We start from the raw sequence: 14,753 nt of genomic DNA on the forward strand, positions 1-14,753 counted from the left end.
TTTGTTTAATTTAGAATTAAAAAAAAAGTATGATTCCAAAAGTATTCCAAGAAGTTATCGATTTAGGTGACGGAAGAAGCATCTCAATCGAAACTGGGAAATTAGCCAAACAAGCAGATGGATCTGTTGTTGTTCGTATGGGCGATGCCATGTTATTAGCAACAGCAGTTTCTGCTAGAACATCAAATCCTGCAGTAGATTTTTTACCTTTAACAGTAGATTATCGTGAAAAATTTGCAGCAGCAGGACGTTTTCCTGGTGGTTTCTTCAAAAGAGAAGCACGTCCAAGTGATAGCGAAGTTTTAACCATGAGATTAGTAGACCGTGTATTGCGTCCACTTTTCCCAGATGATTATCATGCAGAAACGCAGGTAATGATTCAATTAATGTCGCATGACGAAAACGTGATGCCCGATGCATTAGCTGGATTAGCTGCTTCGGCTGCTTTAGCAGTTTCTGACATTCCATTTTACAACTTAATTTCTGAAGTTCGTGTTGCACGTATTGACGGAAAATTTGTCATCAACCCTAGCAGAGAAGAATTAGCACAATCAGACATCGATATGATGATTGGAGCTTCTATGGATTCTGTTGCGATGGTTGAAGGAGAAATGAAAGAAATTTCAGAAGCAGAAATGGTAGAAGCGATCAAATTTGCTCACGAAGCGATCAAAGTTCAAATTCAAGCACAATTACGTTTACAAGCTGCTTTTGGTAAAAAAGAAACTCGTACGTATGAAGGAGAGAAAGAAAACGAAGAAATTTACAAAAAAGTAAAAGCTGCGGCTTACGATAAAATTTATGCAATTGCAAAAGTTGGTTCGGCTAAACACGAAAGAACTGCTGCATTTGCTGAAGTAAAAGAAGAAGTAAAAGCTTTATTTACAGAAGAAGAATTAGCTGCTGACGGAGATTTAGTGTCTAAATACTTCTACAAAACCAATAAAGAAGCTGTTCGTAATGTAGTTTTAGAATTAGGCATTCGTTTAGATGGAAGAAAAACAACTGAAATCAGACCTATTTGGTGTGAAACCGATTATTTACCTTCTGTACACGGTTCGTCTTTGTTTACTCGTGGAGAAACACAAGCTTTAGCTACAGTAACATTAGGAACTTCTAGAGAAGCCAATCAAATAGACTCTCCATCTGAACAAGGTGAAGAAAAATTCTATTTACACTACAACTTCCCTCCTTTCTCTACTGGTGAAGCAAAACCGTTAAGAGGAACTTCAAGAAGAGAAGTAGGCCATGGAAACTTAGCACAACGTGCTTTAAAAAATATGATTCCTGCCGATTGTCCTTACACTATTCGTATTGTATCTGAAGTATTAGAATCAAATGGTTCTTCTTCAATGGCAACTGTTTGTGCTGGAACTATGGCATTAATGGATGCAGGTGTTCAAATGGTAAAACCAGTTTCTGGTATTGCAATGGGACTAATTACCGACGGAGAAAAATTTGCTGTATTATCTGATATTTTAGGAGATGAAGATCACTTAGGAGATATGGACTTTAAAGTAACTGGAACTGCTGATGGTATTACAGCATGTCAAATGGACATCAAAATTGATGGATTGCGTTATGACATTATGGAACAAGCTTTAGGTCAAGCACGTGACGGACGTATGCATATTTTAGGAAAAATTACTGAAACAATTGCTACTCCACGTGCCGATGTAAAACCAAAAGCGCCTAAAATCATTACAAGAACCATTCCTGGCGCCTTTATTGGTGCTTTAATTGGTCCTGGTGGAAAAGTAATCCAAGAATTACAAAAAGCGACAGGAACTACCATTGTAATTAACGAAGTGGATGAACAAGGTGTGGTTGAAATTTTAGGTACCAATCCAGATGGCATTGCAGCAGTAATGGCTAAAATTGATTCGATCATTTTCAAACCAGCAATGGGAGAAGCTTACGAAGTAAAAGTGATTAAAATGTTAGATTTTGGTGCTGTTGTAGAATACACTCAAGCCCCAGGAAATGAAGTTTTATTACACGTATCGGAGTTGGCTTGGGAGCGCACAGAAAATGTAACGGACGTTGTCAATATGGGAGATGTATTCCAAGTGAAATATTTAGGAATAGATCCTAAAACTAGAAAAGAAAAAGTTTCTAGAAAAGCACTTTTACCGAGACCTCCTAGAGAAGAAAGACCGATTGAAAAGAAAGATACCCCACAAGGTTAATTCTATAATCCTATCTAAAAAAACCCACAGTAACCGTGGGTTTTTTTTATTTTATCTATTTTTTGTAACTTTTTTACAACTTCCTGCGTATAATCAACAGAAATAATTAATGTAAGGAAAAATATAAATGAGACAGCTTAAAATCACCAAGCAGGTAACCAATCGTGAAACTGCTTCTTTAGACAAATACCTCCAAGAAATTGGTAAAGTAGATTTAATTACTGCAGACGAGGAAGTAGAATTAGCTCAAAAAATTAAAGCTGGTGATCAAAGAGCGTTAGAGAAATTAACCAAAGCCAATTTGCGTTTTGTGGTTTCTGTAGCAAAACAATATCAAAATCAAGGCCTTACACTCCCCGATTTAATCAACGAAGGAAATTTAGGCTTAATTAAAGCCGCACAACGTTTTGATGAAACGCGTGGATTTAAATTCATTTCTTATGCCGTTTGGTGGATTCGTCAATCCATTCTTCAAGCCTTAGCGGAACAATCTCGTATCGTACGTTTACCTTTGAATAAAATTGGTTCGATCAATAAAATCAATAAAATGTATGCGTTGCTAGAGCAATCGCAAGAGCGTGCTCCTTCTGCAGAAGAAATTGCTAAAGAATTGGACATGACCGTAAATGACGTTAAAGAGTCGATGAAAAATTCGGGACGTCATTTATCAATGGATGCGCCATTAGTAGAAGGTGAAGATTCTAATTTATATGATGTATTGCGTTCGGGTGAATCTCCAAATCCAGACCGCGAATTAATTCATGAATCCCTTCAAACCGAAATTGAGAGAGCTTTAGAAACCTTGACTCCAAGAGAAGCAGATGTAGTACGTTTGTACTTTGGCTTAGGCGACCAACATCCGATGACGCTAGAAGAAATTGGAGAAACCTTTGACTTGACTCGCGAGCGTGTGCGTCAAATTAAAGAAAAAGCAATCCGCAGGTTAAAACATACTTCAAGAAGTAAAATTTTAAAAACATATTTAGGATAACCCTAGTAAAACTCCGGCTTCGTCCGGAGTTTTATTTTTTATATAAATCAAACATTCCAAGTTGAATATTCAAAATTCTAAAAATAAAAGTTTATAATTTGTACCTTTGCAAAAAGATTGAATGGTTAATATTGAACAACGAATTTTGAAGTCTACCATAAACAACACAACTACAACATGAAAAACACACGTATTGCACCGTCTGTTCTTGCTGCCGACTTTGCTAATTTACAACGCGACATTGAAATGATCAATTCTAGCGAAGCCGATTGGTTTCATATTGATGTAATGGATGGTCATTTTGTTCCAAATATTTCATACGGAATGCCAGTTATTCAGGCAATAAAAAAGCATGCCACAAAACCATTAGACGTACATTTAATGATTGAAAAACCTGAGCGTTACATTGAAGAATTTGCAAAAATTGGTGCTGATATAATAACAGTTCATTATGAATCTACAGTTCACCTTCATAGAACATTAAGACAAATCAAAGCAGCAGGTTGTAAAGCAGGTGTTGTTCTTAATTTAACTACTCCAGTATCTGTTCTAGAAGATATTTTACCCGAATGCTATATGGTACTTATCATGTCGATAAACCCAGGTTTTGGAGGTCAAAAGTTTGAAGAAATTACTTATCAAAAAGTAAAAAAACTTAAAAAAATGATTACAGAGCAAGGCTTAGAAACTCTAATCGAAATCGATGGAGGCGTAACCAATAAAAACGCTAAACAACTTGTTGATGCTGGAGCAGATGTATTAGTAGCTGGAAGTTACGTATTTGGCGCTCAAGATCCAATTGCAACCATTGCTGATTTGAAGCAAATTACAAAATAGCCTAAAAAAGCCTAACGATTTGTTAGGCTTTTTTAATATTATTGTTCCAATAAATAGTTGATTAAATCGGTAGTTGTTACGATACCAACCAACAATTGATCTTCGCACACAGGAAGTGCATGGAATTCGCGTTTGGCTAATATTTCAGCCGCTTCTCGTATGGTAGTTTCGGGTGCAATAGCAACAATTTTCTTGGCCATTACTTGTTCAATAGTAAACATATTATATACGGTAGTCTCTACTACATCAGTTTCATCGTCTACCGCATCTGCAAAAGAAATTCGAAGCAAATCCGAATAACTCAACATGCCAATTATCCTATTACCGTTTACAACCGGAATATGACGAATGTGGTGTTTTTTAAATAAAATTTCGGCCTTAGTTAAATCATCAGATAAATTCAACTTTACAACATTTCTTGTCATAATGGTTGATACAGGAACTTTGCGCTTCATAACTTTCGTATTTATTCCTATAAATTTACTATACTTTACAATCAAAAAACATGATAGTTATCAGTTGTGCTTGAATTAAAAACGCTCAAACAAGTTTGGTCTCCAATAAAGGTTTATAATTAGGGATTTTGCTCCCCAACATCCCTCAAAGCTCCGCTTTGAAAATACTTCATATAAAAAAAACGCTCAAACAAGTTTGGTCTCCAATAAAGGTTTATTATTGGGATTTTGCTCCGCAACATCCCTCAAAGCTCCGCTTTGAAAATACTTCATATAAAAAAAACGCTCAAACAAGTTTGGCGTTTTTTTATATGAAGTATTTATTCGTGACCGCGAAGGGATTCGAACCCCCAACCCTCAGAGCCGAAATCTGATATTCTATCCAGTTGAACTACGCAGCCTTTACTATTAGATAAATAAACAAAAGAAACTAGAATTAATCCGATGTATCTACATTGTTATCTATATAGTATTATACTAAAAGTTTTTTAACAATTCCAGAAATCACTTTCCCTTCAGCTTGTCCACCTATTTGAGCAGAAGCCAATCCCATTACTTTTCCCATAGCAGCAATACCTGTAGCGCCGGTCTCAGCAATAATATTAGCAACAATTACTTCTACTTCAGCTTCGGTTAATTGAGCCGGTAAAAACTGTTCGATTACCGCTATTTGAGCCAATTCTGGTTCCGCTAAATCAGAACGGTTTTGAGCAGTAAAAATTTCGTAACTATCTTTACGCATTTTTACTAAACGTTGAAGCATTTTAATTTCATCGGCTTCTGATAACCCTTCTGCTGCACCCGCTTCTGTTTTTGCTAAGATAATAGCTGATTTAATAGCGCGTAAAGCTTCCAAAGCTACTGAATCTTTTGCTTTCATGGCTTCTTTCATATGATCCATGATTTTTAATTCTAAACTCATATCGATGTAATTTGTTTCTTATTGTTATTGCTGTGGGGCAAAGATAACAAAAAAAACCCGAAAATTGCTCTTCGGGTCTTATGGGGTAGGTTAGTTTATTGTAAATTAATCTACATTATCATGAAGGAATGAATTGTTTGAACGAAGCTGTATATCATCGTTACTATCGGTTCCTAGAGACATTCTAGACTGATTACTGTTTGCAGAATGGGGAGTTGTTAAATCAATTCCCATTCTTTTATAGGCTGGTTCTCTTTCAAATTCATCAATTTGAGCACTGCTGTTGTTGAATTTGTGATTAAATTCCTTCATTTTTCTTTTGCGTTCTTCTGCTCTAAATTTCAACGTTTCTTCGATGGACATTTCTAAAGGAGAAACAGCGTCAAAATGAATGTTATCTTCTAATTTTTGAACTTCATTTTTAATAGTAAAATTAAGTTCTTCATCGATAGGTTCATTAACAATATGCACCTCTTTGTTAGCTACAACCTCATTTTCCTTCTCAAAATAATCTTCTAAAGAATACTTAATTATTCCATTTTGATTGATTTCTGTAACTGGAACTACATTAATCGGATCTTTTACTTCTAAAGAACGTGTTTCATCCGATAAATCAAAAACAATAGTATTTTCTATTGGTGTATTTTTAGCAGCTTCTAAATTAATATCAAACAAATCTAATTCAAAATTGAAATCGTCATTTGCTTTTACAAATTCAGGATCGTTTACTTTAATTTCTCTAATTTGCGGTGTAATGATTTCAAAATTAGCAGCAGTTGGAGTAGCTACTATTTCATATGTTACTTCGATATTTTTAAGAAATTCGGTAGTTGCCACTAAATCCATTGTAGCCACCGGCTCATGAATTTCAAAAACAGGCTCATCTACTTCTTCTTCTAATGTAAATACTATTTTTGGTGCTACTGGTTCAACTTCGGCAATATCAGTTTCTGACACTACTTCATTTGCAATTGGCGCTTCAAAAATAGGCTCATTCACAGGAAGTGAAGCGATCGTTTTATTCAATAATTCGTGAACAATTTTTTGCTCATCTTCTAAAGAGTGGATGATTTTTTTAGGTTCAGTATTTACAATTTCTGCTTGTTGCTCTACATTAAAACCCGTAGCAATAACAGTCACAGAAATAGCGTCACCCAGAGCTTCTTCTTCACCAACTCCCATAATGATGTTGGCATTATAACCCGCCTCAGATTGTATAAAGTCGTTGATTTCTCCGATTTCATCTATCGTGATTTCATGCGCTTCTTCTGTACCTGAAACGATTAATAACAACACATTTTTAGCACCTGTGATTTTATTATCATTCAACAATGGAGAATCTAAAGCACTCGAAATCGCTTGTTTTGCACGATCTTGACCCGCTGCTGTAGCCGAACCCATAATAGCTGTTCCACTATTAGATAATACGGTTTTTGCATCTTTTAGGTCAATATTTTGTGTATAATGGTGCGTAATAACTTCTGCAATTCCTCTTGAAGCTGTAGCTAATACTTCATCTGCTTTAGAAAAACCTGCTTTAAACCCTAGGTTTCCATATACCTCACGCAATTTATTATTATTGATAACGACTAATGAATCTACTTGCTTGCGCAAACGTTCTACTCCGGCTAACGCTTGCTCAGAGCGAACTTTCCCTTCAAATTGGAAAGGAATGGTAACAATACCAACAGTAAGTATGTCTCTGTCTTTTGCCAATTGAGCAATGACAGGTGCTGCTCCCGTTCCGGTTCCTCCACCCATTCCAGCGGTGATGAAAACCATTTTGGTATTGCTGTCTAACATTTTTTCAATTTCAACAACACTTTCAATAGCAGATTGTTGACCTACTTCAGGATTTGCTCCCGCCCCTAAACCTTCTGTTAGGTTGACACCCAACTGAATTTTATTAGGCACAGGGCTGTTTTGCAATGCCTGTGAATCGGTATTACAAACTATAAAATCAACACCTTTAATACCTTGCTTAAACATGTGGTTTATGGCATTACTACCTCCACCACCAACGCCAATTACTTTAATGACGTTTGATTGGTTTTTAGGTAAATCAAATGAAATGTTTCCAAATTCTGACATAGTATCTCCTTTTATTCTGCGTTATCTAAAAAATCTTTAATCTTGTCTATATATTTATCAAAAAAAGAACGTTTGATTTTATCGTCTGTTGTTTCTTGAATAGGGGTTTTTGTTGTTGGCACTTCCATTTCAGTCTCCACAACTGGAATATCTGTTGGAACAATTTCAGGAGATGCAATAACCGGCTCTTCTTTTTTCATTTCAACAAATGGCGTAGCACTTTTTGTATTGTTACGAATGCTATTCATCACCAATCCTACAGCAGTAGCATACAATGGACTAGACAATTCTTCGATTGAATCACCCGCTAAATGTTCGTTAGGATATCCTATACGAGTATCCATTCCTGTGATGTATTCTACCAACTGTTTGATGTGTTGCAATTGAGCTCCACCTCCTGTTAATACAATACCTGCAATCAATTTTTTCTTAGGATCTTCATGTCCGTATAATTTGATTTCAGCATAAACCTGCTCAATAATTTCCACCACACGTGCATGGATAATTTTTGATAAGTTTTTAAGCGAAATTTCTTTTGGTTCTCTTCCTCGTAATCCAGGGATCGAAACAATTTCGTTGTCTCTATTTTCTCCTGGCCATGCCGATCCAAAGCGAGTTTTCAACAACTCGGCTTGTTTTTCAATAATCGAACAGCCTTCTTTGATATCTTCTGTAATGACATTTCCTCCAAAAGGGATTACTGCGGTGTGACGAATGATTCCGTCTTTGAAAATGGCCAAATCTGTAGTTCCACCACCTATATCAATTAACGCTACTCCTGCTTCTTTTTCTTCTTGACTTAATACCGCATCTGCAGAAGCCAAGGGTTCTAATGTTAAGCCCGACAATTCTAATCCGGCACTTTTAACACATCTTCCTAAGTTACGTATGGAAGCGGCTTGACCCACAACCACGTGAAAACTAGATTCTAGTCTTCCGCCATACATCCCAATTGGTTCTTTAATTTCAGCTTGCCCGTCGATTTTAAATTCTTGAGGCAATACGTGAATAATTTCTTCTCCTGGCAACATGGCTAATTTATGAACTTGACCAATAAGCATGTCGATATCTGCATCGCCAATAACTTCTTCTGCTTTTGGTCTACTGATGTAGTCGCTGTGTTGGATACTGCGAATGTGTTGTCCTGCAATTCCTACTACTACATCATTAATTTTATAACCCGAATCATTTTCAGCTTCGGAAACCGCTTGCTGAATCGACTGAATTGTTTGTGTAATATTATTCACAACACCCCTATGAACACCTAAACTCTTAGATTTTCCTACACCTAGAATTTCTAATTTTCCGTATTCATTTTTCTTACCGATCATTGCTACAATCTTGGTTGTACCAATATCTAATCCTACTGCAATGTTGTCTTTGTTCATAATTTCCACTATTTCTTACAAACCACTTGTTGTGTGAACATCAAGTTTATTTCTTTGTATTCTTTAATCAATGTATCCTTAATGGCATGGTGAAAAAAGGCTTTGTAATTTTTAAGCTTCTTTCTTACATTTATTGGTTTTCCAAAAGCAATTTTATAATCAAAACTACGGTTGGTCAACACCACATTACCCGAAGGCATAATTTGAGCACCTGTTATATTTTTATTTAAGAAATCGTCTTTTTTAATCTCTGTAAACAAGTTCAAATAGGCCTTTCTTTTTTCTTTACTAAGCTCCCCCATAAGGAGCGGAACACGTGCTGAAAAATTTAGAGATAAAGACATCCTATTTCCTTTGTGATCCAGGTAATAACTGTCATTCTCCGATACTACTCTAAGGATAGGGGTCTTTTGAGTAACACGAACATTTAGAAAGCCATCAATCGTTGAAAAAACTTCCGCATTTTCAATCATCTCGTGATGATTTAGGGCATTTTCTAAAGTATTCAAATCTACTTTATCTTTTTGTATTCTTGAAGCGTCTCCCAAATTTTGTATTAACAAGTTATTAACCATTTGATGTGTTAAAAACATATTTTCGTTCGACTGAAATTTAATTTCTATCTTGTTGATTTTACGCACGCTATTTCTTTTAGAAGAAAAAGAATATAGGAAAATCATTGCAAAAATGATCAACAACAATCGTATACTATGCCAATTAATTCTCTTCATAAAGCGCATTTTTAATATCTTTTACCATCTCACCGATGTCACCTGCTCCTATTGTAATGAATACTGTTGCATCCGAATTTTTAAACGCCGCAATCAATTCTTTTTTATTCACTAATTTTTTATTTGGATGTTCCATTTTTGTTAACAACCAACTCGAAGTTATTCCTTCCATTGGCAATTCTCTTGCTGGATAAATATCCAACAGAAGTATTTCGTCAAATTGCGACAAACTCATAGCAAAACCATCAGCAAAATCTTTTGTACGACTAAACAAATGTGGCTGAAAAGCTGCAATAATTTTTTTTCCAGGATACAACTCGCGTACTGCTTGATGCACCGCGTTGATTTCGGTCGGATGGTGTGCATAATCATCGATATATACTCTATTTTCTTGACGAATTTGAAAAGAAAAACGTCTTCTTACACCTTTAAAACTTGCCAATGCTGTGCTAATATTTTCATTTGAAACGCCATACGATTTTGCCATAGCAAAAGCCAACAATGCATTGGTCAAATTGTGATGTCCAGGCAATCCAAACTTTACATTTTGAACCACTTCGTTTGGTGTTTTTACATCAAAAACATAGTACCCGTTTTCAATTCGGATGTTTTGTGCCGAAAAATTAGCATCAGGAGTTACTCCAATTGATATACCAACTAGTGGCAATCCCTTAATTACATATAAATGATCTCGATCGGTTTTGGCTGCAAACTCTCTAAAGGACTCTTCAATATGAGCGGCATCCCCATAAATATCAAGATGATCGGCATCCATTGAAGTGATGCAAGAAACATTGGGATGCAAATGCAAAAAAGAACGATCAAACTCATCGGCTTCAACCACGGTAACCGTTTTCCCAGAACCAATTAAATTGGAATTATAATTTTCAACAATTCCTCCTAAAAATGCGGTTACATCTACTCCACTTTCGTATAAAATATGGCCTAAAATACTAGAAGTAGTTGTCTTTCCGTGTGTTCCAGCAACAGCAAAACAATAGGTGTCTTTCGTAATTAACCCCAATACTTCGGCACGTTTCTTTATCGCATAATTACGTTCAACAAAATAATTCCATTCGGAGTGGGAAGCCGGAACAGCCGGTGTTACTACCACCAATGTATTTTCACTATAAAAATCTTTTGGTATTTGATTGATATTGTCTTCAAAATGAATCGTCAAACCCAAAGCTTGCAATTCATCGGTCAATTGGGTTTCGGTTTTGTCATACCCTGCCACATTTTTTCCAATATATTGAAAATAACGCGCCAATGCACTCATGCCGATACCGCCAATGCCGATAAAATAGACGTTATGTATTTGGTTTAGATTCATTTGTAGTTAAATTGTATAACTTTTAATTTATTTAATTAGTTTGATAACTTCTTCAACAATATCTTTTGTTGCGTTTGGCTTGGCTAATTTTTTAATATTTTGACACAACTCGCTTTGTAAACTTTCGTTTTTCAGTAAGTCGGATACTATTTTTTCAAATGTTTGATTCAATTCCGATTCTTTGATCAATAGCGCGCCCATATTATCGACAATTGCTTTTGCGTTTTTCGTTTGATGGTCTTCTGCTACATTGGGTGACGGAATAAAAATCGTGGGTTTTCCTACGATACACAACTCCGAAACGGAAGAGGCTCCCGAACGAGAAATAATCACATCGGCTGCTGCATAAACCAAATCCATTCTCTCGATAAATGCAACGACTTGAACGCCATGCTCTTCATTATATTTGGTATATTCATCCAAGTAGAGTTTTCCACATTGCCAAATAATTTGACAATTTTGACGCAATAGAAACTCTAATTCATTTTCAATAAGTTGGTTGATTCTTCGCGCACCTAAACTTCCACCCAACACTAAAATTGTTTTTTTGGTAGCTTCCAAATTAAAATACTGTACTGCTACCGCTTTATCAGCTGGAACTAACAAATCTTGTCGCACAGGATTTCCAGTTAGTATCATTTTTTCCGTTGGAAAGAATCGCTCTAAATTTTCATACGCCACACAGATCGTTTTTGCTTTCTTGGCTAACAATTTGTTGGTAATACCTGGATAGGAATTTTGTTCTTGAATCACTGTTGGAATACCAAATAGTGAAGTCACTTTCAAAACAGCACCACTAGCAAAACCACCTGTTCCAATTACGACGTCTGGTTTAAAACGCTGCACTATAAAAAACGACTTAATTAGACTTGCTAAAAGTTTCAACAGAAACAAAGCATTTTGAAAACTCAGCTTTCTTTGCAAACCAGCAATCCACAATCCTTTGATAGCATAACCCGCTTGAGGCACTTTTTGCATTTCCATTTTATCTTGTGCGCCCACAAAAAGAAACTGCGCCTCTGGATAACGAGCTTTTAACTCATTTGCAATAGCTATCGCAGGGTAGATATGTCCACCTGTTCCGCCACCACTGATTATGAATTTAGGTTGTTTCATTTATTCTTTATTACGAACGCTGTTCATTGGATTTTGGCCGTTAATTAAACTGTCGCCCTCTGTATCTTTTACTTCTTCGCGTATGGAATATTTTAATTCATCTAATTTTTGTTGGTTTTCCTCAGAAGGATACTCTTCATTAAGTGCCACCTGTGCGTCGATTAATTGCTGCAGCGCTTCGTCACGTTTTCTTTTCTCTTCCAAATCTAATGCAACTTCTTCGTCTTTTTTAGTAACACTCAAGATTACCCCAATTGCAATACAAGTCATCCAAATGGAAGTACCACCACTACTAATCAACGGCAAAGGCTGACCCGTGACCGGCAATAACTCAACCGCTACACCCATATTGACAAAAGCTTGAAAAATAATTGGAAATCCTAATCCGATGATCAACAATTTTCCAAATAACGTACTGGCCTTTTGAGCATCAATAATGAATCGAATAAACAACAAGAGATACAAAAACAGTATCCCAACAGCGCCTATTAATCCGTATTCTTCAACAATAATGGCAAAAATAAAATCGGATGACGACTGCGGTAAAAAGTGTTTTTGCACACTTTTACCAGGTCCTAAACCATATATTTTCCCTGAGGCAATTGCAATTTTGGCATTCTCAATTTGGTAATCATCATCACTAGGTTTGTCGTCAAAGAAACTATCTATTCGACTCATCCAAGTATCTACACGATTAGGCATTGCATCTGGAAATGCTTTAGCCACCATGACAAAGAAAATCAAACTTACAAAACCTGATCCTACAATAAATCCTAAATATTTGAGTGGATATTGTCCAATAAAAACCAACATGCACACCATGGAAAAGATTAAGGCTGTGGTCGAAAAATTAGCAGGAAGTACCAAAGCTAATATCACAAAAACGGGCAACCACAACTCTAATAACGATTCTTTAAAGGAATATTCCTTATCGCTAACTTTTGCCAAATATCGTGCGACATAAATCATAAGTACAATAAATGCAATTGTAGACGTTTGAAAACTAATACCCACAAATGGAATTTGAATCCAACGACTGGCATTTGCCCCATCTATAACGGTTCCTTTAAATAGGGTATAAATTAACAATAAGATAACCAAGGGTATTCCAAAAATAGACAATGCTTTAAAATAATGATAAGGGGTTTTGTGAATGAAAAATACTATAGCAAATCCAAACATAACATGAACGAAATGTTTGAATAGGTAACCTATAGTAGATCCCTTTCCAATAACATAAACCAAGTTTGTACTGGCACTGTATACGGGTAAAAAAGAAACCAATGCCAATAGAAAAACTATTGCCCAAATGGTTTTATCACCTCTTATTTTACCTATAATATCAAACATAATTTTGTTAGGTATTTATAAATTATAAATTGCTTGTTTGAATTGATTTCCTCTATCTTCATAGTTTTCAAACAAATCAAAACTAGCACATGCAGGAGACAACAAAACACTATCGCCTTTTTCAGCCAATCGTTTTGCAATTTGAACAGCTTCATCCATAGACGTAGTTTCCACCATAATATCAACTACATTATTAAAGGCATTACTGATTTTAGAATTGTCAACGCCCAGGCAAACAATGGCTTTTACTTTTTCACGTACTAATGGCATTAGCTCGTCGTAATCATTTCCTTTATCAACCCCACCAACGATCCAAACCGTAGGTGTTGTCATACTATCCAAGGCATAAAATACCGAGTTTACATTGGTTGCTTTTGAATCATTGATATATTGAACACCTTGTATTTTTAATACTTTTTCTAAACGGTGTTCGGCACCTTGAAAATTAGTCAAACTTTCTCTGATGGTTTGCTTTCTAATTTTCAACAATTGCGCAACTGCTGTAGCAGCCATCGCATTTTTAATGTTGTGTTTGCCTTCTAAGGCTAGTTCGTTAATTGGCATAGTAAATAGTTCGTTATTAATTGTGCTATATAAATTATCTTTTTCCAAATAAGCGCCATCTTGCTCTGTTTTTACGAGTAACGAAAACGGCACTTTATGTGCATTAATTTTGTTTTGTTGTAACCAATTTTGAATGGCTGTATCTTCCTGATCATAAATCAAATAATCGGCTATTGTTTGGTTTTTAGTAATTCTAAATTTGGAAGCGATGTACAAACTATAATCATAATTGTAGCGGTCCAAATGATCTGGGCTTATATTTGTAATTATGGCAATATGTGGCTTATAATTAATGATGCCGTCCAATTGAAAACTACTTAGCTCCAATACATAGACATCGTGTTTGTTTTCGGCTACTTGCCAGGCAAAACTTTTTCCAATATTTCCTGCTAAACCTACATTTAAACCTCCTTGTTTTAATACATGATAGGTCAATAATGTAGTGGTGGTCTTTCCGTTGCTTCCCGTTATACCAACCGTAACTGCATCGGTAAATGGCGCGGCAAACTCTATTTCTGAAATCACCGAAACCCCTTTTCCAATTAGTTTTTGTACTATTGGTGCTTTGTCAGGAATTCCAGGACTTTTCATCACCACATCGGCATTCAAAATTTGGGCTTCGGTATGCTGCTCCTCTTCCCAAACAATTCCATAACTTGTAAGAACTTCTTTGTACGTTTCTTTTATTTTCCCAAAATCGGATACAAAAACCTCATATCCTTTTTGTTTTCCTAGTATTGCGGTACCTACTCCACTTTCACCACCTCCTAAAACAACCAATCGCAT

General features: G+C 35.8%; 12 protein-coding genes and 1 tRNA gene. 3 read left to right on the forward strand and 10 right to left on the reverse strand.

The genetic code is table 11. From position 1 onward, the window contains the following. The first annotated feature begins 29 nt into the window (after positions 1-29). The 3 genes from ACIQ6Z_RS03565 (at position 30) to rpe (ending at position 4,017) form a co-directional block, all read left to right on the forward strand. The gene (locus tag ACIQ6Z_RS03565) at positions 30-2,189 is read left to right on the forward strand and encodes a polyribonucleotide nucleotidyltransferase (RefSeq protein ID WP_396209561.1); all 2,160 of its coding nucleotides are present in this window, start codon (positions 30-32) and stop codon (positions 2,187-2,189) included. A 127-nt stretch (positions 2,190-2,316) separates the two neighbouring features. Beyond that, positions 2,317-3,180 (forward strand): RNA polymerase sigma factor RpoD/SigA, encoded by an 864-nt coding sequence (locus ACIQ6Z_RS03570; RefSeq protein WP_396141427.1) that lies wholly within the window; start codon positions 2,317-2,319, stop codon positions 3,178-3,180. A gap of 177 nt (positions 3,181-3,357) precedes the next feature. Then, on the forward strand, positions 3,358-4,017 hold the full coding sequence (rpe, locus tag ACIQ6Z_RS03575) for a ribulose-phosphate 3-epimerase (RefSeq protein ID WP_396209562.1): 660 nt from the start codon (positions 3,358-3,360) through the stop codon (positions 4,015-4,017). Between the two features lie 38 nt (positions 4,018-4,055). Here rpe and ACIQ6Z_RS03580 read toward each other — a convergent pair whose 3' ends face one another. From ACIQ6Z_RS03580 to murD, 10 genes are all read right to left on the reverse strand, one after another. After that, the gene (locus ACIQ6Z_RS03580) at positions 4,056-4,472 is read right to left on the reverse strand and encodes a CBS domain-containing protein (protein ID WP_396209563.1); all 417 of its coding nucleotides are present in this window, start codon (positions 4,470-4,472) and stop codon (positions 4,056-4,058) included. Between the two features lie 327 nt (positions 4,473-4,799). Continuing rightward, a tRNA-Arg gene (locus tag ACIQ6Z_RS03585) sits at positions 4,800-4,873 on the reverse strand. A 71-nt stretch (positions 4,874-4,944) separates the two neighbouring features. Further along, complete coding sequence (locus tag ACIQ6Z_RS03590) at positions 4,945-5,394, reverse strand: GatB/YqeY domain-containing protein (protein ID WP_396209564.1); 450 nt, start codon at positions 5,392-5,394, stop codon at positions 4,945-4,947. A gap of 105 nt (positions 5,395-5,499) precedes the next feature. Continuing rightward, a complete protein-coding gene (gene ftsZ, locus ACIQ6Z_RS03595) occupies positions 5,500-7,485 on the reverse strand; it encodes a cell division protein FtsZ (protein WP_396209565.1) in 1,986 nt (661 codons plus the stop codon). 11 nt (positions 7,486-7,496) lie between these two features. Then, the gene (ftsA, locus tag ACIQ6Z_RS03600) at positions 7,497-8,873 is read right to left on the reverse strand and encodes a cell division protein FtsA (protein ID WP_396209566.1); all 1,377 of its coding nucleotides are present in this window, start codon (positions 8,871-8,873) and stop codon (positions 7,497-7,499) included. 8 nt (positions 8,874-8,881) lie between these two features. Beyond that, a complete protein-coding gene (locus ACIQ6Z_RS03605) occupies positions 8,882-9,604 on the reverse strand; it encodes a cell division protein FtsQ/DivIB (protein WP_396209567.1) in 723 nt (240 codons plus the stop codon). After that, the gene (gene murC / locus ACIQ6Z_RS03610; RefSeq protein WP_396209568.1) at positions 9,591-10,937 is read right to left on the reverse strand and encodes a UDP-N-acetylmuramate--L-alanine ligase; all 1,347 of its coding nucleotides are present in this window, start codon (positions 10,935-10,937) and stop codon (positions 9,591-9,593) included. The genes ACIQ6Z_RS03605 and murC overlap by 14 nt, the downstream gene beginning before the upstream one ends. A 27-nt stretch (positions 10,938-10,964) precedes the next feature. Further along, the gene (gene murG, locus ACIQ6Z_RS03615; RefSeq protein ID WP_396209569.1) at positions 10,965-12,053 is read right to left on the reverse strand and encodes an undecaprenyldiphospho-muramoylpentapeptide beta-N-acetylglucosaminyltransferase; all 1,089 of its coding nucleotides are present in this window, start codon (positions 12,051-12,053) and stop codon (positions 10,965-10,967) included. Further along, positions 12,054-13,403 (reverse strand): FtsW/RodA/SpoVE family cell cycle protein, encoded by a 1,350-nt coding sequence (locus tag ACIQ6Z_RS03620; protein ID WP_396209570.1) that lies wholly within the window; start codon positions 13,401-13,403, stop codon positions 12,054-12,056. Between the two features lie 15 nt (positions 13,404-13,418). Then, the gene (gene murD, locus ACIQ6Z_RS03625) at positions 13,419-14,753 is read right to left on the reverse strand and encodes a UDP-N-acetylmuramoyl-L-alanine--D-glutamate ligase (RefSeq protein WP_396209571.1); all 1,335 of its coding nucleotides are present in this window, start codon (positions 14,751-14,753) and stop codon (positions 13,419-13,421) included.

Source organism: Flavobacterium sp., assembly GCF_044376915.1.
In the GTDB taxonomy this organism is placed as follows: domain Bacteria; phylum Bacteroidota; class Bacteroidia; order Flavobacteriales; family Flavobacteriaceae; genus Flavobacterium.

Bases quoted from the DNA above. Each gene is read 5' to 3' on its own strand.
- ACIQ6Z_RS03565 (WP_396209561.1), top strand. From the start codon at position 30: ATGATTCCAAAAGTATTCCAAGAAGTTATCGATTTAGGTGACGGAAGA.
- ACIQ6Z_RS03570 (WP_396141427.1), top strand. From the start codon at position 2,317: ATGAGACAGCTTAAAATCACCAAGCAGGTAACCAATCGTGAAACTGCT.
- rpe (WP_396209562.1), top strand. From the start codon at position 3,358: ATGAAAAACACACGTATTGCACCGTCTGTTCTTGCTGCCGACTTTGCT.
- ACIQ6Z_RS03580 (WP_396209563.1), bottom strand. From the start codon at position 4,472: ATGAAGCGCAAAGTTCCTGTATCAACCATTATGACAAGAAATGTTGTA.
- ACIQ6Z_RS03590 (WP_396209564.1), bottom strand. From the start codon at position 5,394: ATGAGTTTAGAATTAAAAATCATGGATCATATGAAAGAAGCCATGAAA.
- ftsZ (WP_396209565.1), bottom strand. From the start codon at position 7,485: ATGTCAGAATTTGGAAACATTTCATTTGATTTACCTAAAAACCAATCA.
- ftsA (WP_396209566.1), bottom strand. From the start codon at position 8,873: ATGAACAAAGACAACATTGCAGTAGGATTAGATATTGGTACAACCAAG.
- ACIQ6Z_RS03605 (WP_396209567.1), bottom strand. From the start codon at position 9,604: ATGAAGAGAATTAATTGGCATAGTATACGATTGTTGTTGATCATTTTT.
- murC (WP_396209568.1), bottom strand. From the start codon at position 10,937: ATGAATCTAAACCAAATACATAACGTCTATTTTATCGGCATTGGCGGT.
- murG (WP_396209569.1), bottom strand. From the start codon at position 12,053: ATGAAACAACCTAAATTCATAATCAGTGGTGGCGGAACAGGTGGACAT.
- ACIQ6Z_RS03620 (WP_396209570.1), bottom strand. From the start codon at position 13,403: ATGTTTGATATTATAGGTAAAATAAGAGGTGATAAAACCATTTGGGCA.
- murD (WP_396209571.1), bottom strand. From the start codon at position 14,753: ATGCGATTGGTTGTTTTAGGAGGTGGTGAAAGTGGAGTAGGTACCGCA.